Annotated in this window: 16 protein-coding genes and 5 pseudogenes; 11 read left to right on the top strand and 10 right to left on the bottom strand. The window is 66.6% G+C overall.

From position 1 onward, the window contains the following. Window positions 1–30: 30 nt before the first annotated feature. Complete coding sequence (locus ACFP2T_RS31540; protein ID WP_377428196.1) at window positions 31–420, bottom strand: hypothetical protein; 390 nt, start codon at window positions 418–420, stop codon at window positions 31–33. Window positions 421–1,032: 612 nt separating this feature from the next. On the opposite strand from ACFP2T_RS31540, the gene ACFP2T_RS31535 reads away from it, so the two are divergent. The 3 genes from ACFP2T_RS31535 (at window position 1,033) to ACFP2T_RS31525 (ending at window position 2,279) form a co-directional block, all read left to right on the top strand. Continuing rightward, entirely contained in the window at window positions 1,033–1,599 is a 567-nt protein-coding gene (locus tag ACFP2T_RS31535; protein ID WP_377428194.1) for an RNA polymerase sigma factor, read from the top strand. Between the two features lie 41 nt (window positions 1,600–1,640). After that, window positions 1,641–2,066, top strand: a complete 426-nt coding sequence (locus tag ACFP2T_RS31530) for a hypothetical protein (protein ID WP_377428192.1) — start codon at window positions 1,641–1,643, stop codon at window positions 2,064–2,066. Window positions 2,067–2,132: 66 nt separating this feature from the next. After that, complete coding sequence (locus tag ACFP2T_RS31525; RefSeq protein ID WP_377428190.1) at window positions 2,133–2,279, top strand: hypothetical protein; 147 nt, start codon at window positions 2,133–2,135, stop codon at window positions 2,277–2,279. A 160-nt stretch (window positions 2,280–2,439) separates the two neighbouring features. Here ACFP2T_RS31525 and ACFP2T_RS31520 read toward each other — a convergent pair whose 3' ends face one another. Together ACFP2T_RS31520 and ACFP2T_RS31515 are read right to left on the bottom strand one after the other, a co-directional pair. Continuing rightward, a complete protein-coding gene (locus ACFP2T_RS31520; RefSeq protein ID WP_377428189.1) occupies window positions 2,440–4,140 on the bottom strand; it encodes an IS1182 family transposase in 1,701 nt (566 codons plus the stop codon). 200 nt (window positions 4,141–4,340) lie between these two features. Beyond that, a pseudogene (locus ACFP2T_RS31515) lies at window positions 4,341–4,667 on the bottom strand (integrase core domain-containing protein); the annotation flags it as partial. 188 nt (window positions 4,668–4,855) lie between these two features. Here ACFP2T_RS31515 and ACFP2T_RS31510 point away from each other — a divergent pair. Together ACFP2T_RS31510 and ACFP2T_RS31505 are read left to right on the top strand one after the other, a co-directional pair. After that, window positions 4,856–5,083, top strand: coding sequence for a transposase (locus tag ACFP2T_RS31510; RefSeq protein ID WP_377428187.1), 228 nt, complete (start codon window positions 4,856–4,858; stop codon window positions 5,081–5,083). A 550-nt stretch (window positions 5,084–5,633) separates the two neighbouring features. Next, window positions 5,634–6,824: a low temperature requirement protein A gene (locus ACFP2T_RS31505; RefSeq protein WP_377428185.1), complete on the top strand. Its 1,191-nt coding sequence runs from the start codon at window positions 5,634–5,636 to the stop codon at window positions 6,822–6,824. 306 nt (window positions 6,825–7,130) lie between these two features. Here the strand turns inward: ACFP2T_RS31505 and ACFP2T_RS31500 are convergent. From ACFP2T_RS31500 to ACFP2T_RS31490, 3 genes and pseudogenes are all read right to left on the bottom strand, one after another. Beyond that, a pseudogene (locus tag ACFP2T_RS31500) lies at window positions 7,131–7,325 on the bottom strand (transposase); the annotation flags it as partial. Window positions 7,326–7,477: 152 nt separating this feature from the next. Further along, window positions 7,478–8,101, bottom strand: a complete 624-nt coding sequence (locus ACFP2T_RS31495) for an NADPH-dependent F420 reductase (RefSeq protein WP_377428184.1) — start codon at window positions 8,099–8,101, stop codon at window positions 7,478–7,480. 187 nt (window positions 8,102–8,288) lie between these two features. After that, the gene (locus ACFP2T_RS31490; protein ID WP_377428182.1) at window positions 8,289–9,023 is read right to left on the bottom strand and encodes an SDR family NAD(P)-dependent oxidoreductase; all 735 of its coding nucleotides are present in this window, start codon (window positions 9,021–9,023) and stop codon (window positions 8,289–8,291) included. 144 nt (window positions 9,024–9,167) lie between these two features. Here ACFP2T_RS31490 and ACFP2T_RS31485 point away from each other — a divergent pair, with 144 nt between their 5' ends. The 4 genes and pseudogenes from ACFP2T_RS31485 to ACFP2T_RS31470 all read left to right on the top strand — a co-directional run. Further along, window positions 9,168–9,809 (top strand): TetR/AcrR family transcriptional regulator, encoded by a 642-nt coding sequence (locus tag ACFP2T_RS31485; RefSeq protein ID WP_377428180.1) that lies wholly within the window; start codon window positions 9,168–9,170, stop codon window positions 9,807–9,809. Window positions 9,810–9,871: 62 nt separating this feature from the next. Then, a pseudogene (locus tag ACFP2T_RS31480) lies at window positions 9,872–10,022 on the top strand (IS5/IS1182 family transposase); the annotation flags it as partial. 528 nt (window positions 10,023–10,550) lie between these two features. Next, a complete protein-coding gene (locus ACFP2T_RS31475) occupies window positions 10,551–10,925 on the top strand; it encodes an IS110 family transposase (protein WP_377428178.1) in 375 nt (124 codons plus the stop codon). Window positions 10,926–11,004: 79 nt separating this feature from the next. Further along, window positions 11,005–11,211: pseudogene (locus ACFP2T_RS31470) on the top strand (transposase); the annotation flags it as partial. 52 nt (window positions 11,212–11,263) lie between these two features. Here the strand turns inward: ACFP2T_RS31470 and ACFP2T_RS31465 are convergent. The 4 genes and pseudogenes from ACFP2T_RS31465 to ACFP2T_RS31450 all read right to left on the bottom strand — a co-directional run bounded on the left by ACFP2T_RS31465 (window position 11,264) and on the right by ACFP2T_RS31450 (window position 14,148). Further along, entirely contained in the window at window positions 11,264–11,653 is a 390-nt protein-coding gene (locus tag ACFP2T_RS31465) for a DUF6188 family protein (RefSeq protein ID WP_377428176.1), read from the bottom strand. Further along, entirely contained in the window at window positions 11,565–12,734 is a 1,170-nt protein-coding gene (locus ACFP2T_RS31460) for an IS30 family transposase (RefSeq protein ID WP_377428174.1), read from the bottom strand. Before ACFP2T_RS31460 ends, ACFP2T_RS31465 begins: the two co-directional genes overlap by 89 nt. Before the next feature lie 822 nt (window positions 12,735–13,556). Further along, window positions 13,557–13,712: pseudogene (locus ACFP2T_RS31455) on the bottom strand (transposase); the annotation flags it as partial. 61 nt (window positions 13,713–13,773) lie between these two features. After that, window positions 13,774–14,148 carry a hypothetical protein gene (locus tag ACFP2T_RS31450; protein WP_377428172.1) on the bottom strand — a complete coding sequence of 125 codons (375 nt, stop codon included), beginning with the start codon at window positions 14,146–14,148 and terminating at the stop codon, window positions 13,774–13,776. Window positions 14,149–14,390: 242 nt separating this feature from the next. Between ACFP2T_RS31450 and ACFP2T_RS31445 the strand changes: the two genes are divergently transcribed. Further along, on the top strand, window positions 14,391–16,784 hold the full coding sequence (locus ACFP2T_RS31445) for an ATP-binding protein (RefSeq protein WP_377428170.1): 2,394 nt from the start codon (window positions 14,391–14,393) through the stop codon (window positions 16,782–16,784). A 666-nt stretch (window positions 16,785–17,450) separates the two neighbouring features. Next, the coding region (locus ACFP2T_RS31440; protein ID WP_377428168.1) for a tyrosine-type recombinase/integrase at window positions 17,451–17,978 on the top strand (528 nt) is incomplete at its 3' end.

The raw sequence follows: 17,978 nt of genomic DNA, 5'->3' as shown, positions 1-17,978 counted from the left end.
TGGCCGCACCCGTTCCGGCAGGACCCGAGGTCACCTCACGAACGGCGACTGCCGTACTAGGCGCAGCACCAGCCGGCGGAGTGACTGGACGGTGCGTGGCCGTCCGGCCCGCTGGGGTCGGGAGATCCTGGTGTGTCGGCGGGCGATCAGGTTGCGGTGCCAGCGCGGCACGGTCTCCGGGCGGACCAGCAGCCGCAGGTTGCGAAGGACGTCGCGGGGCAGCCGGTGTAGAAGCGCAGCCAGCCACGCCCGGTCAGATGGGCTGAACCGGACCTTCTCGCCGTGCAGCTGCCGCCGCAGGACGGTGATCTGGTGGCGTAGCGCGAGGATCTCGGTGTCTTTGTCACGGTCGCTCATCGGCAGCATCCGCAGCAGCGCGAGAGCGTTGGTCACACCGAGGTAGGCCAGTCGCAATAGCACAACAGGTCATCCTCGCGCACCGCTCAACGTCGATCACCGGCTGCGTCCAGGCCGAGCGGGCTTGAGGCTGCACCCGTGTTCTGATCTCAGTGATCAAGAGGATTGTGAACAGGACGGATGGGGTTTTCGGCACCCGCAGCGCCGACGCGGTCGGGAAGGCTCGTGCCACAACACTGGCCGCAGCCTGGGCATGAGTAGTCGAACATGGTCGTCAGTATTACGGTGACGACCGCCGGCTCCAATCGGATAGCGACTGCTGACTCTCGCACCGCTTGATCACGTTTCCGGACATGCCGCCGAGCGGGCGCGCCGGATACCGGCGTCCCGTCACTCTCCGTACTCCATCGTTCAGCTTGTCAGACGCACGCTCGTGCCGAAGAGAGCGCACCCTCGTGCTGTCGGCCGGAGTTGATCGGCTGCGAGGGGCCTCTGACGACGTCATGGGTCGGGTGAGCCGTTGCGACAGGAGGACCCGGTGCGGCCGCCTTGTACTCTCCGGCCGGTCGACGTTGATCTGACGCTTCTGATGACTGTCTGCAGCGAGGCCACGGTGGCATCCGGCCGTGCCGCGGGCGGGGGCCGTGAACCAGATCGGTCTCCCGGGCGACTGTCATGGTGCGGCAGGTCGAACGGATGGGAGGCGACGTGGATCGGGTCGGACGTGATGCGCTGCTGGTGGTGCGCGCGCAGCTCGGAGACCGGAGGGCGCTGGCCGAACTGGTCGGGCAGTGGCACGACCCGGTGTGGCGGTATGTGCGGCGCATGCTCGACGGGCCGGGCCAGGCAGACGACGTGAGCCAGGATGTGTGGGCGGGTGCGCTGAAGGCGCTGCCACGTCTGCAGCAGCCGGAGCGGTTCGCCCCGTGGCTGTTCACCATCGCCCGGCGTTCGGTGATGGACCACCTGCGGGAGAAGTACAGCCAGGCGGACCCAATCGACGGCGACGGGGCCGGCGACGACGATGTTTCGGCCGTGTTGAACCGGGCGCAGGTGGCCGAGGGTCTGGCTGGGTTGCCGGTCCGAGAACGCGAAGTTCTTATCTTGTTTTATCTCCATGACCTGGCATTGGAGGAGTGCGCGCAGGTGCTGCAGATTCCGCCGGGAACGGTCAAGTCCCGGTTGTTTCGGGCACGGCGACTGTTGCGTGACTCCCTGGTCGAGAAGGGGTATTCGTCATGACCGAACGACCTGGATACACCCCGGACCAAGTCGTACGGGCGATGTCACTGCCGCGCCGCGTCGGTGTCCTCGTGGCCGGACTGGGCGGCCTGGCCGTGTCCACGACCATCGGCCTGTTGTGGGCCACCGGGCCCAAGGCGTTGCCGGCGGGGACCCAGCTCGCCTTCGCTGCGATGATCCTCATTGGCGTGACCTGGGCGGGCTTCGCTGGCTGGGCGCTGGTCCGCCGCCCACTGTTCGCGGTGGATCGGGTGATCACAGGCTGGCTCGCGGTCATCTTCAGCACACTCACGACCGTCGGCACGGTCGCGATCGCAGTCGCCCGCGCGAGCACCGCCGGTGTCCTGGCCGCTGGGGGCCTGGGCCTGATCCTGATCGTCGTCTCGAGCGCGATGCTGATCCGCGCCCGCGCCTACCGTGCGGCCCTGCTCGCCCGCAAGCGCGAACTGGAAGGCCACCAGCCGTAAGCGAGCACGCCATCGATGTTCAGCCAAGCCAAAATCACAACTCACCACACCGGAGAGGGAGAAACCATGAACGCACGCAAGCCCGCCCCCATCGGCCCGCTGGCCCTGGCCCTGCGCCATCTTCGACCCGAGTCCGCCGGCCGCCGTGTCGCCGTACTCGCCGCGGTCTTCGCCGTGGCCCTGCTGGCCGGTATCGCCCTACTCCTACGCTGATCACTGGCGACAGCCACTCAACGGCAGCGGCCATCTCCGACAACGACTCACTGGAGTGTCGTCGGGACGTCACCACTCGTCGGCGCCACGCTTGTCAACGCCGTCCCAACCCTGGATCTGGATCTGGCCCAAATTTCGGATGCTGTTGGTGATCTTGGTTTCAGTCCTCAGTCGGTGTGTGGAAGAGTTGTTGCAGGCGGCTGCGTGGTCGTCGGCGTTGGTTGGGTCGGTGTTGGGTGAGTCGGACGATGTTGGTGCCGGCGGCGGTGAGGATGTGTTGGACATGGGTCTTCGCGAGCCCGCGGTATCGGCAGTGGCGTAGGCCGTGTGCGTGGACGGTTTCCGAGACGGTGGCCTCGCATCCGGCGCGTAGGGCGTAGCGGCGTTTCCACTCGGGGGTCTGCTGCAGTGCGCGGGCCCGGGTCTGGATCTCCTGGAGCGGTTCGGGTAGTAGGAGCAGGTGTCGGCCTTTGCCGTCGACGTTGCCGGTACATTGCTGCCGGGCGGCGCAGGCGCGGCAGTCCGCCCGCCGGAACAGCACCGACAGTCGTGGTTTGCCATCTGCCATCGTGGGTTTCCACCGCGGGCTGACCGTTCCTTGCGGGCACGTCATGGTTTCGGTCTGCCAGTCGATGTGGAAGTCCTCTTTGGCGAAACCGGGCCGGTCGCCGGCGCGCGGGTCCTGGCGGACCGGCCCGACGACGGTTATCGCGTGAGCGGTCGACGCGCGGTGAACTGTTTCGGGTGTGACGTAGCCGCTGTCGAGGTAGTGCTCCGCTGGCGTGATGCGCCGCTCGGCCAGCGCGGTGTGGATCGCCTCGACGACGTCGACGTCCTGTTCCGGGGCCGGAGTCGTCACGACGTGCACGATGAGGTTCGGACGCTCCTCGTCACAGGTTTCGGTCTGGTGGTCCTTGTAGCCGACCCATTCGACCTTGCCCGGCTTGTGGCTGAACCGCGCCTGCGGATCATGCGGCGACACGACCTCCACCCGAGACCACGGCACTCTAGCGGGCTCCGCATCATCATCGACCGTCGTGCCGCCCGAACGCCGCCGCGTGGTGCCCTCCCGGCTCTTACGAGCTCGGGACACCTTCGCCTCCCGCCACCGCAGCTGCCCGAACTCGTCATACCAGTACTGCTGGACCCAGACCTGACGCAGCACCTCGACAGCGCCCACACCCGGTCCAGCGGCGGGCGCCGTCGCCCCGTAGACGGCCCGCAGCAACGCGATACCGTCAGCGCCGACCTGCTCGACGTACTCCCGCGCAGCAGCCGCACCGGTCGGCTGCCGCTCGTGACGCGCCGACCGGCCGTAACGCCCGGCCCAGTCCGTCGGCATGACACCGGCCAGCCACACCTCGTCCAGCTTCGCCAGGGCCTCCAACGCAGCGCGCATCGTCTCCGCGACCAACTCCACTCGACCGAGCCGGCGGACCGCCGCGAGCACATGCGTGGAGTCCGTGCGCTGCCGGCCCCGAGCCCGCACCAGCCCCGCCTCCGCCAGCCGATCCACCATCACCGCAAGAAGCTGATCAGCACGGTCACCCTCGGCAAGCCGGTCCCGGAACTCGCTGAGCACGGAATGATCGAACCCGGGCTCGGTCAGCTCCATTCCCAACGCGTACTTCCAGTCGATGCGACACGCCACCGCCCGAGCCGCCTGCCGATCGGTGAGGTTCTCCGCGTACTGCAGCACCGACACCAACGCCAACCGGGCCGGCGACACCCCACGCCGTCCGTCGGCGGGAAACCACTCGCTGAAATCGTCGTCGACGAACAGGTCCTGCAACCGATCCCGCATCAACATCGCCGGCGTGCCCTTCGGGCTCGCCGCCCACGCCACCCGCGCCGTCTCCACCGGAACAGCCGAACCCGAACCACGACCCATCGACATCCCGCTACTTCAGCACCGAGGTGCCTTCGCCTCGAGCAGCGACGCGCCCAGACCGATCAAGCACCCAAGATCACCAACAGCATCCGAAATTCGGGCCAGATCCAGATCCAGTTTTCAAGCGGAGCCGACAACGCTCGGAGCGTCACGATCCACGGCATCCGCATCTAGCTGTACTGCCCAGGCAGGTTGGTTAAGCGGCTGATGGGTGGGCGGTTGCCGATCGCGGTGTGGGGCCTGTGATGGTTGTACTCGTGTAGCCAGGCGGGTAGGGCGTTTCGGCGGGCTGACTCGCTGGAGTACATCCGTTTGAAGGCCCAGCCCTGGATCATGGTGCGGTGGAAGCGTTCGATCTTGCCGTTGGTTTGTGGGCGGTAGGGGCGCGTGCGTTTGGCGGTGATGTCGAGTTGGGTGCAGGCGTCGCGCCAGGCGTGGCTGCGGTAGCAGGCGCCGTTGTCGGGAAGCACTCGGTGGGTGACGACGCCGCGGGGCGCTGTTGCATTGAACGATCGTCAAGATCGTCTGTCGCAAGATTTCCTGCAAGATCAAAGTCGGCCACTCCGTCTGGCCTGGCAGGCTGGGAAAAAAGTGCCATACCGTTGGCACTGTCAAGCGTCTGATCGTCGAACCTTGGCTCATCTGGATCTTGTGACGGGAAGATCTGCGCCATCGAGGACGCGGGATGGCTCAATGCAACAGTGCCACCGAGCGGATCCTCGTCGTCGGCGAACGGCACCTGGCTGCGGTACTGAATGAATACAGCCGCCACTACAACCAGCACCGTTCACACCGAAGCTTGACGCAGCGACCACCAAACCCGGTCAAACCAGCCCTCAACCGCATCACTGGGATGATCCAACGACATCCAGTCCTCGGCGGACTGATCAACGAATATTCGCAGGCAGCGTAGCCCGAACCGAGTTATCGAGCCCCACACCGGAAAGTGGGACGTGGACGCCAAGCGGTCGTTCATCGGTTGGGCGCGGTGGCATCGCGGGCACGCGGCCCATCCCTGCTACCGGCCTGAGGTGATCACGGCCGCCGGATACGAGCGGATGAGATGGGCTCGGTGGAGCGACTGGCCCAGCAGTGATCATCGCTGGGCCGTGCAGGTTATCGATACGACCGGACGCTCGGTGGAGCAGTCGGCGGCCGACGTCAGGCAATGGATTGCCGGCGCACGCTCCAGCCTTGCCATCGGGCAACTTGGCTTGGCAGCAGGCAGGTGGGGTAGCGCTTCCTGACCGGGGGTGACATCCCTTGCGGATCGTCGCGGTACCCGCTACACGGCCGGTTCCGCCTCGGACTCCGCGGTTCGCTCAGCGGTCGCTCGGGTGGCCGGCACCCATCGGCCACGCAGCGGTCGTCGCGCGGAGTGTCTCGTCGGCGACGTTCGACGCCCGTTGGCGTGGTACGAATGCGCCAAAACCGGTGTGAAGTCGACAGAGCAGGGTGAATCAATGAGGAGTAGGGCAGCCACGCTGCTGCGCGGACCTGAGGACCCGGGCCGGGCCACGTTCCTGGAACTGTTCTTCGACCTGGTGTTCGTCTTCGCGCTCTTCCGGCTCTCGCAAGGGTTGCTGGAGCGTCTGACCTGGAGCGGCGCCTTCCAGACGGTGGTGGTGCTGCTCGCAGTGTTTTGGGTGTGGGGCCACACCGCGGGGGTAGCCAACAGGTTCGACCCGGCCCAGCCGCCGATACAGGCGCTGGTCATCGGTTGCATGTTCGGCACCTTTCTGCTCGCAGTGGTGGCGCCTGAGGCGTTCGGTCCGCGCGGTCTGGTCTTCGCCGGCGCGTACGTCGCCGTCCAGGTCGGTCGCAGCTTCTTCCTCGTGCTCGTCACACGGGGCCACGAGCGGCAGCGCTTCGAGCTACGGACGCTGTTCTGGTTCGGGGTGTCGGCGCCGCTGTGGCTCGCCGGCGCGCTCGCGCACGGTTGGGCCCGTGGGGTGCTGTGGGCGGTCGCGGTGGCCGTGGACTCCGCGGCGCCCAGACTCGGCCTTCCAACGCCGGGGCTGCCCAGCGCGAGACCGGCGGAGTTTTCATTCTTGAGCGAGTTCGTGGCCGAGCGGCACCGGCAGTTCTTCATCATCGCGCTCGGCGAGTTGATCGTGGTGTCCGGGCTGGCGTACGCCAGCGGCGGCCTCGTGGCCGACCGCACGGCGGCGGTCGTGGTGGCGTTCGTGACCACGGTGCTGTTGTGGCGCATCTACATCTACCGGGCCGGTGAGGTGTTGGGCGCGGCCGTCGCCGCGGCCCCGGATCCGCTCCGCGTTGTCAACTCCGTGTTGTACGCCCACGCGGTGATGGTCGCCGGTGTTGTCGCGATTTCGGTCGGCGACGAGCTGGTCATCAGGCATCCGTCCGGGCACACCCGGCCGGCGTGGATCGCCGTCGTCCTCGGCGGGCCCGCACTGTTCCTCGCCGGCCGGGCCATTCTCGAGTACGCGGTGTTCGCCCGAGTGTCCCGAGACCATGTGATCGGAGTGCTCGTACTCGCTGTCATTTCGCCGGCGATGATCCTCGTGCCGCCACTCATCGCCGCCGCCGCCGCTGCCGTCGTCCTCGCCGGAGTAGCGGTCGTTGACGCGGCCCGTGCCCGGCGGCGACTCTCCGCTGAGCCGCCCTCCCCGCCAGGCGGACCATCGTGAGCTGAGACGGGGTCACAACGCGCGCAAGCTGTCCGGCGTCGCCGCGTTAGTGGACGCCGGGCTTCATGCTGCCCAGGGTCCGTGCGGGCTGGCCGGGGTCGGCACCGAGGGTGAAGCGGCAAGGCGCCGCGCCCCGGACGAGAGCGCACAGCGGCGGCTTGCGATGCTAAGAACTACCAGTAATGCTTTGTCATGATCTGAGCGTATAGTGGGGTTTCCGTTTCGGGAACGGTGTTTTGCAGGTAGGGCAGGCGCCGGCCAGGCGAACGAGTAGGCGTTGCATCTCGCGGAATACCGCGTAGAGGGTCAGGCCGGCGCTGCGACTTTTGGGTTGAGGCGGTGCAGGGTGCAGCAGGCGTGGGCGGCGGATACGAGGATGACGTGGTGGTGCCAGCCTTGCCAGGCGCGTCCTTCGTAGTGGTCCAGGCCGAGTCCGTCTTTGAGTTCGCGGTAGTCGTGTTCGATGCGCCAGCGGAGTTTGGCTAGCCGGATCAGTTGGGCGCGGGGTGGCCATCCTCCCGTTACACCACGCCGAGCACCCGATCTACAGAGGATGAAAAGGCTCATTGATATCCGACATCAGCGAGTCGGTGCTCCATCAACCATTGTCAGGGCGCACGGCTCCTTGTTCGCCGACTGCTCGGCCCCGGGGCTCAGCCGGTGAATTCGTTGACGCCGAGGGCGAAGTCCCAGTGGCCGACCCCGTTGCCGGCAAGGCCCACCGTGACCACGCCCATTCCTTCCAGCCAGTGCGCCATTTTCAGGGCGCCGACGTCCAGCGGGCGCAGCCCGAGGCTCTCGATGAAGGCCGCCACGCCCGCCTTGGCCTGCGCATCGTCGCCCGCGATGAAGACGTTGGGCCGGCCCTTCTCCAGGACATTACGGAAGATGGTGTTGAATGCCTTCACCACGCTGGCGCTGGCCGGGGCCACCTTGGCGACTTCCTGCGCGATCGAGGTCTCCTCGCTGTGGGCCAGTCCGTCGAACGTGGCGTTGAAGGGGTTGCTGATGTCGACGATGACCTTGCCCGCGAGGGCGTCTCCGTACTCGGCGACGACCGGAACGACACCGTCATACAACAGGGCCGTTATGACGATATCCCCGGCCGGGACGGCGCCCCACTTGCCCGTCGTCGCGGCGCCGCCCAGAGCCCTCGCCAGGTCATCGGCCTTGGACTGATCGCGTCCCATGACCTCGACAGTGTTGCCGCCCGCCACCGCGAGCGTGCCGATGGTACGCGCCATGTTGCCCGTACCGATGAGGGTGATGCTGTTCACGAGGTGTGCTCTCTTCCTGTTCTCGAGGTGTCGCTCTGTCTCGTTCGTGCCGGGTCAGGCGCAGGGCGTCGGCCGCGACGTTTCCGGGCCAACTGCCGTGCCTTTCCCGGCACCTCCGGCTCGTCGTCTTCCGCCGGGTGGATTGGGTTGTTGTGGGGTGTGACAGCGGCATTCCTGATCTTGTGGCTCAGATGGCGGTGGTGCCGCCGTCGGCGACCAGTTCCAGGCCGTTGACGTAGCTGGAGTCGTCGGAGGCGAGGAACAGGGCGACGGTGGCGATTTCTTCGGGGCGGCCCATCTGGCCGCGGGGGATGAGGGACTCGAACTGGCGCTTGGTGGCCTCGTCGAACAGTTCTTCCTGCTTGGCGGTGGCGACCTGGCCGGGGGTCAGGACGTTGACCCGGATCTTGCGGTCGCGCAGTTCGTTGAGCCAGACGCGGGCCCATGCCTGCTGAACGGCCTTGCTGCCGGCGTAGAGGCTCCAGCCGGGGAAGGCGCCGAGGGAGGCGTTGGAGCCGGTCATGAGGATGGAGCCGCCGTCGTTGAAGAGCGGGAGGGCCTTCTGGACAGTGAACAGGGTGCCCCGGGCGTTGAGCCCGAACCAGGTGTCGAACTGGGCCTCGGTGATCTCGCCGAGCAGGGCGGGCTCGCCGCCGCCGGCGCTGGCCCACAGTACGTCGAGGCTGCCCTTCTCCCGCTTGACGGTGTCGTACAGGCGGTCCAGGTCGTCCAGGTCGGCGGCGTCGCCCTGGACGCCGGTGACGTTGCGGCCGATCTGCTCCACGGCCTCGTCCAGGGCGTCCTGGCGGCGGCCGGTGATGAAGACGTGCGCTCCCTCGTCGACGAACAGCTTCGCGCCGGCCAGCGCCATGCCGGTGGTGCCGCCGGTGATGACCGCTACCTTGCCGTCAAGCTTTCCCATGATCACTCCTTTGGGTCGGTGGTGCCGTGCGCACCTGGGGCAACGATGTTATGTACACCGCCCTGTGTGCTTACGGTACGGGGCGGGCGGCCGAGACGCAAACTATGTACACCGGTCGTTACCCGGCTGGGGTACCATGGACCCATGACGGAACTGGAGAAGGGCCCCCAGGGCCGCCGCCGCGGCCGGGGTGCCCGCGAGCGCATCATCAGCGCGTCCCAGCAACTGTTCCGCGCGCAGGGCATCAACCGCACCGGCATGGATCAGCTTTGCGCGGCGGCCCAGGTGTCCAAGCGCACGGCCTACCAGCACTTCACCGGCAAGGACGAACTCGTCGCCGAGTACCTGCGCCGGTTCGACCCCTCCGTTCTGTCCGGCGTGTTCGACCGCACCGACCTCACGCCCCGCGAACGGCTCCTCGCCGCCTTCGACGTCCCTCCCACCACCCCCCTGTGCCCCTACATCGGCGCCGCCGTCGAACTCCACGACCCCCAGCACCCCGCATCCCAGTACGCGCGCGACTACAAGAAAGCCGTCGCCGCGCGGCTCGCCGACACCGCCCGGGAAGCCGGCGCCGCCGACCCTGAACAGCTCGGCGAGCAGCTCGCGCTGCTCATCGACGGCGCCGCGGCCCGGACCCGGGTTCTCAACGCCGACGCCTTCCCCACCGCCGCCGCCATCGCCGCCGTCCTCATCGACAACGCCATCCCCGCGTCATCTCCTCGGCAGCCCAGCGATGACCGCAGAACTACCGCGTCTGCTCCCGTTCCGGTGGGAGGCCAATGACGGCCCGACCACGCCTTGTCGCCCGGAAGACGACGTCGAGTTCGGCGCGGCCGGAGCGGTAGATCACCCCGTACAAGGGCAAGAACAAACCCGACTCGCAGAAGGACGCCAACCGGGCTCATGCCCGGCTTCGCGGGCCCCGGCGAACGCGGCCAACGCCCAGACAAGTACCGGCCTATCCTGCTCAAAGTCCGCGTCAGCCCCCACGGGGCGGTGAGCCAATCGCAGCTGGACGCCTGGGTGCGGGAACTGCCGGGCCATCAGGCGCCGCTGCGCGCGTTCGTCAGCTGGGCCGTCAGCCACCACTACCTGCCTGCCACCAGCTCTCCCGTGCGGGCAATCGGCAGATCAACCGAGTCCTGCACATCATGGCTACGGTCCAGCTACGCAACCCCACTGAAGGCCGCGCCTACTTCGACCGGAAGAAAGCCGCCGGGAAGACGTCGATGAAGCGATGCGGGCGCTGAAACGGCTCGTCTACCGACGGATGATCGACGACGCCAGAGCTGGCCAGGTGACGGGCCCGGGAGGACAACGAGGAACGGCTACTGACTCCAGCGTGACCAGCTCACATCCCCATGCCGGCTCTTCGGAGAAGTCACTTCCCGGACCCGCCGCCACCCAGCTTAGAACCCCGCTCCCGACGATGGCTTGATGGCATGAAGGAGCGGGGCCTCGCTCCTCGTGACTCCCGGCGGGATGCTCGGGGTGCTCACGTCAGACGACGAAGGAGGCCCCACCATGGAGGCAGAGTACGACGGTCAGCAGATCGTGGGTATCGATCTGCATCGGCGTCGGTCGGTGATCGTGCGGATGACCGAGGCGGGCGAACGACTGGACAACGTCCGGATCGACAACGATCCGATGGCGCTCGCGGCAGAGATTGCCAAGGCCGGCGAGCATCCCCAGGTCGTGCTGGAAGCCGCTTATGGCTGGTACTGGGCGGCCGATGTCCTGACCGATGCCGGTGCCCAGGTGCACCTGGCGCACCCGCTGGGGGTGAAGGGGTTCGCCTACCGGCGGGTCAAGAACGACGTCCGGGACGCGTCCGATCTGGCGGATCTGCTGCGGATGGGCCGGTCACGTCCACGGGAGTGGTGTACGACTTGCCCGTGATGGGCGTGTTGCGTAGATAGGAGACGGCCACCGCGCGATCCTTCGAGACGGCTAAGTCAACAACGAAGGAGACAACGCGATGGCCGCATCTGAGAGTGTGAACCCTGCTGACCTGCTACGCGAGCAGGTGGAGTCCGCGTCACCGGACATGTTGCGGACGATGGTCCAGACATTCGCGCAGGCGTTGATGTCCGCCGAGGCGGACGCGGTCTGCGGCGCACCGTACGGGCAGCGCAGCGATGATCGGATCAACTCCCGTAACGGCTACCGGGTCCGGGAGTGGGACATCGGACGGAACAGGGCAGCCGGCAACGATCTTCCAAACTGACGGTGCGACATCAGATCCAAACGGCCAATCCGCCACCAGGCTGGCATACGACGCGGAGGGTGCCCACATCCCTGGCGCTCCACGCCTCGTACTGGGCATGTGGCTTGACGTTGAGGTGCTGGCCGGTGCCGAAGACCAGCCGCAGTGCACCGGACTTGAAGGCGACCGCAGAGAGGATGTTGGCCCCGAATAGCGAAAGTGCCGGCGCGACTTCTTGCCGTTCGGGAACGAGTTGAACTGGGGTAGCGCCCGTAGCCCTCGCAGGACCGCTGGTTAGACGGATTCCAGTGATCGTCGCAACATTGCTGTGGTCAGGATGCCAGAGCGGAGTGGAAGACGTCGTGAGGTGTGCACCATCCCAGGATTTTCCGTGGTCGGTGATTGAGGCGGTCTTCGACAAAGCGGAGCATGTCCGGGCCGTGCGCGCCGAGGCTGCTTCCCTTGGGGAAGTACTGGCGCAGCAGTCCGTTGGTGTTTTCGTTGGTGCCGCGTAGCCAGGGGCTGGCCGGCCGGGCGAAGTAGATGCCGTCACGGAAGTAGGCGGCCAGTTGGTCGTGGTGGGCCATTTCGGAGCCCTGATCCCAGGTCAGGGGCAGCCGCGCCGCCTCGGTCAGCTGGTCGAGGACGGTGATGAGCGCGTCGCGGAACTGATCGGCGCGGTGACCGCCGGGCAGGTGTACCAGCCGTAGATAGCGGCTGGTCCGGTCGACGAGGGTGCCGATCGCGGTCTGACTCATCCGCCCGACGATGAGATCCCCTTCCCAGTCTCCGATCCGAACACGGTCCTCCACGACGGCGGGCCGCTGGTCGATCAGCAACGCCGGTGCGAGGAACCGGCACCGACGCTGGTCGGCACGTCGACGCCGACGTCGCAGCGGCCGCCCGGTACGTAGTCGTTTAGTGAGCTGCCGACTCAGCCCGCCCCGGCCGCCGTGGTAGAGGGCCTGGTAGATGGTCTCGTGGCAGATATGCCAGTCCGGGCGGCCCGGGTGGGTGCGCCGGAGGTCCTGGGCGACCTGCTCCGGGCTCCACTCCAGGTCCAGCTTGGCCTGCACGAATGCCCGTAGCTCGTCGTCGAGGTTGAGTTTGCTACGGCGTGGTCGGTGGGTGCGCTCCCGGGCGCGGGCATGGGCCAGGTCGCCGTCGTAGGCCTTGTCGTGTGGCCGGGTGTTGCGGCGTAGTTCCCGGCTCACCGTTGCCGGTGACCGGTCGATCCGGCGGGCGATCTCCCGAACTCCGAGGCGTTGACCTCGTAGGGTTGCAATCCGCTTCCGCTCCATCAGCGACAGGTACCTGTTCGACCGGGCTGCCTCGTCGATCCGGGTGGGCGGGACACCGCCGTTCTCCGCCCGCCACCGGTAGCCGGTCTTCCGGGTGATCCCGACCATCCGACACGCCTGTACCGTCCCGATCCCGGACAGCAGGAGCTGCCAGTACCGAGCCTCGACGTCCAACTGCCGCTTGCGCCCACGCCTTCCCATCAACACACCCCACACAATCAAGGAGGTGTTGCGACAAATACTGGAACCCAAGCGCCGATACGGGGTCCATTTTCATGCGTCGCCGACAGTCGGTCACAAGGCGTGCCCAACAGCCGAGGCGCGCGCACGGTCGGCGGCTCCTTATCTAAGGGTGGTACGACCGCAGCCCGGCCAGGTTTGGTCGAGGTGACCGGCAGGATCGCTGTTTCGGCGGCTGCCCACCGGGGTTTGGTGTGGCGATCGTGGCGTACGGAGAGTGACAAGGCGGCGCTGCCCGGCGCGCCCGCTTGGCGGCAGATTCGGATGTCATGGCAGCGTGCGTCAGAAATCGGCGCGCTGTTCGATCACGCTGGGATCTTCCGGCACACCGAAGCGGAGTACCACGTGAGCCGGCCGTAAACGAAACGCTCGCAGATAGAGTTTCCAGCACTACGACCTTGTCAGTGCTGTGGGATCAGTGAGCGGTTCGGGTAGCGGTAGCAGAGGTCGGGCGTTGGCGATGCCGCGATGAACAACCGCGCACCGCTCAACGTCGATCACCGGCTGCATCCAGGCCGAGCGGGCTTGAGGCTGCACCCGTGTCTCAGTGATCAAGAGGATTGTGAACAGGACGGGTGGGGTTTTCGGCACCCGCAACGTCAGGCACTACAACGATCACCGGCCCCATCAGGGCCGAGCCCAGCGCCCACCGAACCGCGACGCGCCACCTCCGCCGGTGGTCGACCTGGCCACGATCCAGGTACACCGACGGAGGATCCTTCACGGCATGATCAGCGAATATTCGCAGGCAGCGTAGCCAGAACCGGGTTTACGAACGGCACACGGCAGGTCACGCCACGCTGCCCCGGCGCGGATCTTCCACACGATCCCGTTGAGTACCCGCCGGTCATCACCACGGGGACGACCACCCGTCGCCACCGACGGCAGGTACGGGACCAGCATCTCCCACTCAAGATCGGACAACTCGTAACGACGAATCACGTGCTACATCATCCGATACCCAAGATCCTTTAAAGACAGACCCTAGCTGGCAGCGCCATCATCCTTGGTTGGGGCAGGCCGTATAGGATCCGCCGTCGTTCAACATACTGTCGCTAACCCAACCTCTCTTGCTTGGGTTCGGAACGCTGACGACGTAGGTCCAGGTTTCAATCCCGTTGATGTCGACCGCGAAGCAGTGGTAGTCGAGGTTTTCATTGGGACTGATCGTGTGTGCGGTGGCGCAGCGGGCACTGGAGCCGACCCTGGCGGAGGTGGAGGCGGTGGTACTGCCCCAGCTGGTTGTGATGTCGTCTGGTGCTGCCCGCCCGCAACTCCAGTGGGCAGAGGCTGGCGACGCAATGGTGATCGTGGCGGCGGCGAGCGCGAACGCCGACGCGGCCGAGGCGAGCGTGCGGGCGGGTAGTCTGGTCATTTCTGAACCTCCAAAGCATCGACCTGTGGATTGGGTGCGTGTCGGATTCCCGTCAATTGTCTTGTGATCTCCGTTTCTCCTGCTTTCCCCGCTTACTGGGCGTCCAGCATGGACGAATACATCGCCGGCGGCAGTATCGCCGGTGCTCTGAGATATACCTTCGCCGCGTACCCAGGTGTACTCCAGGTTGATAGCCCTTCAAATGCCCTCAGTCGGCCATCAGCTTCGGGAGTCAGGACGCAATGACGGAGGATCTGGCAGGCCGGGCGGCTGACCTGGACGCGCAACGGAGTCTCGGTCCGCTGCTTCGTAGGTTCCGACGGCGCGCACTGTTGACGCAGGAGGAGTTGGCGGAGCGGTCCGGGGTCAGCGTCAGCACGATCGCTGGCGTAGAGACGGGTCGGGTACGTCGCCCTCGCGGAAGCTCCCTGCGGCTGCTCGCCGACGCACTAGGGGTCACCGACGAGGATCGTGCGCAGCTGATCGGGGATGTCCGGCTCGCCAACCCAGAACCCGAGATGAGCAACGTGGCGATCATGCCCGTACCGGCGCAATTGCCTCCCGCAGTCGCCGGGTTCGCAGGCCGTGGCTCACACCTTGAACAGCTAGGCGTGCTGATGAGCACCGTGGCCGACGACGATGCCGGCTCGACGCGGATCGCGGTTATCAGCGGGACCGCCGGTGTCGGCAAGACCGCCCTGGCCGTGCACTGGGCGCACCGGATCGCGGACCGGTTCCCGGACGGGCAGCTTTACGTGAACCTTCGCGGGTTTGATCCGGACGGACAGGCGATGGAGGCCGCAGAGGCAGTACTCGGGTTCCTCGACGCGCTGCGAGTACCGCCGCATCAGTTGCCGCCCACCCTGGACACACGGGTCGCGCTCTACCGCAGTCTGATGGCCGGACGGCAGATGCTGGTCCTACTGGATAACGCGCGCGCCAGCGCCCATGTGCGCCCACTGCTGCCCGCCTCCTCCGGCTGCCTGGTGCTGGTGACCAGCCGGCACCAGTTGTCGGGGCTGGTCGCGACGCACGCCGCACACCAGGTGGCACTGGATCTGCTGACCTTCGCCGAGGCCCGCCAGATGCTGGTGAACCGGCTGGGCGCCGGACGGGTCGACGATGAATCCGACGCAGTGGAGCAGATCATCGAATGCTGTGTCCGACTGCCGCTCGCCCTGGCGATCGTGGCGGCGCGGGCCGCTGCCCGCCCCGGGTTCTCATTGGTCACGGTTGCCGGCGAGTTGGCCTGCGCCGATCGGCGCATGGACAGCCTGACCACCGATGATCGGCACACCGACGTACCGGCCGTGTTCTCCTGGTCCTACCGGGCGCTCAGCCCCGAAGCGGCGCGACTGTTCCGGCTGCTCGGCCTGCATCCCGGTGCTGACATCAGCGCTCCGGCGGCGGCCAGCCTCGCTGCCCTGCACATCGCGCGGACACGTTCGCTGCTGGCCGAACTGACGAACATCCAACTGCTCACCGAGCACCTTCCTGGCCGGTACACCTTCCACGACCTGCTCCGCGTGTACGCCGCAGACCTCACCCGGCGGACCGAGCCGTCCCAGGAACGAATAGACACGACCAGACGGATCCTCGACCACTACCTGCACACCGGGTACACGGCAGCCCGACTCCTTCAACCGTCCCGACAGCCGATCGCCCTCGCGTCACCATCATCCGGGGTGACACCCGAGCGGCTCGCCGATCATCAGGCTGCGCTGGACTGGTGTGACGCGGAACGCGAGGCCATACTTTCGGTGCTCAGTCACGCCGAGCGGTGCGGGTACGACCGGCAGGTGTGGCAGGTGGCCTGGACGGTGTTCGACTACCTGGACCGGCGCGGGCAATGGCAGTACCAGGCCAGCACGCAACAGTTCGCGATGAACGCCGCCGCCCGCTGTCACGACCGGCAAGCGGAAGCACTCGCCCACCGGTTGCACGCTCGCGCGTTGATTTGGCTCGGAGATCTCGACGACGCGCACACCCACCTGCGACACGCACTCGACCTGTGCGTCCAGATCGGTGACCAGACTGGGCAGGCGGACACCCTGCTGCACCACGCGAGCCTGCACGGACGCGCAGGCGATTTCGTCCAGGCTCTACATCGGGCCCAGCAGGCCCTCGACCTGCACCGGACCACCGGTCATCGGGCCGGCTACGGACTCGCCTTGAACGCCGTCGGCTGGTACCACGGCAGACTCGGCGACTACCCGCGCGCCCTTGCCTACTGCGAAGCCGCACTGATCGAGTTTCAGCAGATCGACGATCCCGACGGAGAAGGCGACGCCTGGGACAGTCTCGGTTACGCGTACCACCACCTGGGCGACCATGCCCAGGCGATTAGCGCCTACCGGAACGCAATTGAGCTATACCGAAGCCTCGGCAACGAGTTCAACGTGGCTATCGTCCTCATCCGACTCGGCGACACCCGGCACGCCACCGGCGACCTCGACACCGCCCGTGCCCACTGGCGTGAGGCACTGGGCACCCTCGACGAACTGCAGCATCCACACGCCGACGAGGTTCGGGATCGGCTCGCCACCGATACCCCATCCCGGACAGCTCCCACCCCCTGGGGGGAAACACCTCCGGTCCCAGTCGGCGTTCCGTCGAACACGGTCGCCGCGGAGTAGAAGGTCCGCCAACGAGATCCCGGTCAGCTCCAACGGCTTTCGTAACGAGACCACTCACCCCGACCGATCAGTATCAACTCCAACAGAGCTTTCATCGGCCGAGGTCTTTGCACTGCTCAGATATACGGCTGCCCGGCGTCTGACCACGCTGCAATCCCGCACGGCGGAACCGCTACGCTCGCGATGCCGATCCGAAATCAAGACAATGATCAATTTCTTGACGTCTCATGTGGGGTTGCGGTATCGATCTCCCACCGACACAACCCCCACGCCGGCTGCAAGCGTGCCGCGATGGGTAGGCGCAAGTTGGTCGTCTTATGACGGGCGCGCCCTGGTCGTGGGGAGCGGGCCTGCTGCCGCTTGGAAGCGTCCTGGCGGTGGCCCCCGTTTACCCCCCGAAAACCCCGGCCCGACGATGACAAACAGTGACAAGAAGCGATCATCGGCTAAGCATGTTTGTGCAGCTCAACGCCTACTTTTGACAAAGAGTGACAAGCTCAGGGTGGCTACGGTTGGTAACAAGGGGTCGTCGGTTCGAATCCGGCCGTCCCGACAGCGAGAGGGTTTCCGCAGGTCAGAGACTTGCGGGAGCCCTCTTTTCATAGCTCGGCATGAATGCCCGGTCTAGCACGCCGCTGTTGGACTCCTTGACTCGGGCAGGTTGCCATGCCACTACTGGATCTTCACAAGCTCACCGCCGGCCTGCCGCGGGGCTGGGCCGGGTTCCTACGGGACTGGGACCGGTCACTGCGCGCCGGGAACTACCCACAGACCACCCGCTACAACTACCTCCTGGCCGCCGCCCAACTCGGCCGGTACCTGGGGGAGCACTCCCCGGACCCGGACGCCGAGGACGCGGCCGACGACCCGTGCGCGGCGACACGGGCACATGTGGAGGCGTTCCAGGCCTGGATGATCGAGACCAGATCCGCGTCGACCGCACTGAACAAGCACAAGGGACTACAGCAGTTCTTCAAGTGGCTGCTCGTCGACGAGCAGGCCATCGACCGATCGCCGATGGAACGGGTCCGGCAGCCGAAGACACCGCGGAAGCTGATCCCGGTCATGCGTGACGAGGACACCGGCAAGCTCCTCGACACGTGCAAAGGCAAGGGCTTCACCAACCTGCGTGACGAGGCGCTGATCCGGTTGTACTGCAACACCGGTGCCCGGCTGTCCGAGGTCGGCAACCTC

Origin of the sequence: Plantactinospora solaniradicis (assembly GCF_042658085.1) — a bacterium.
Classification (GTDB): Bacteria; Actinomycetota; Actinomycetes; order Mycobacteriales; family Micromonosporaceae; genus Plantactinospora; species Plantactinospora solaniradicis.
This window is presented reverse-complemented; position numbering and strand designations above follow the sequence as displayed.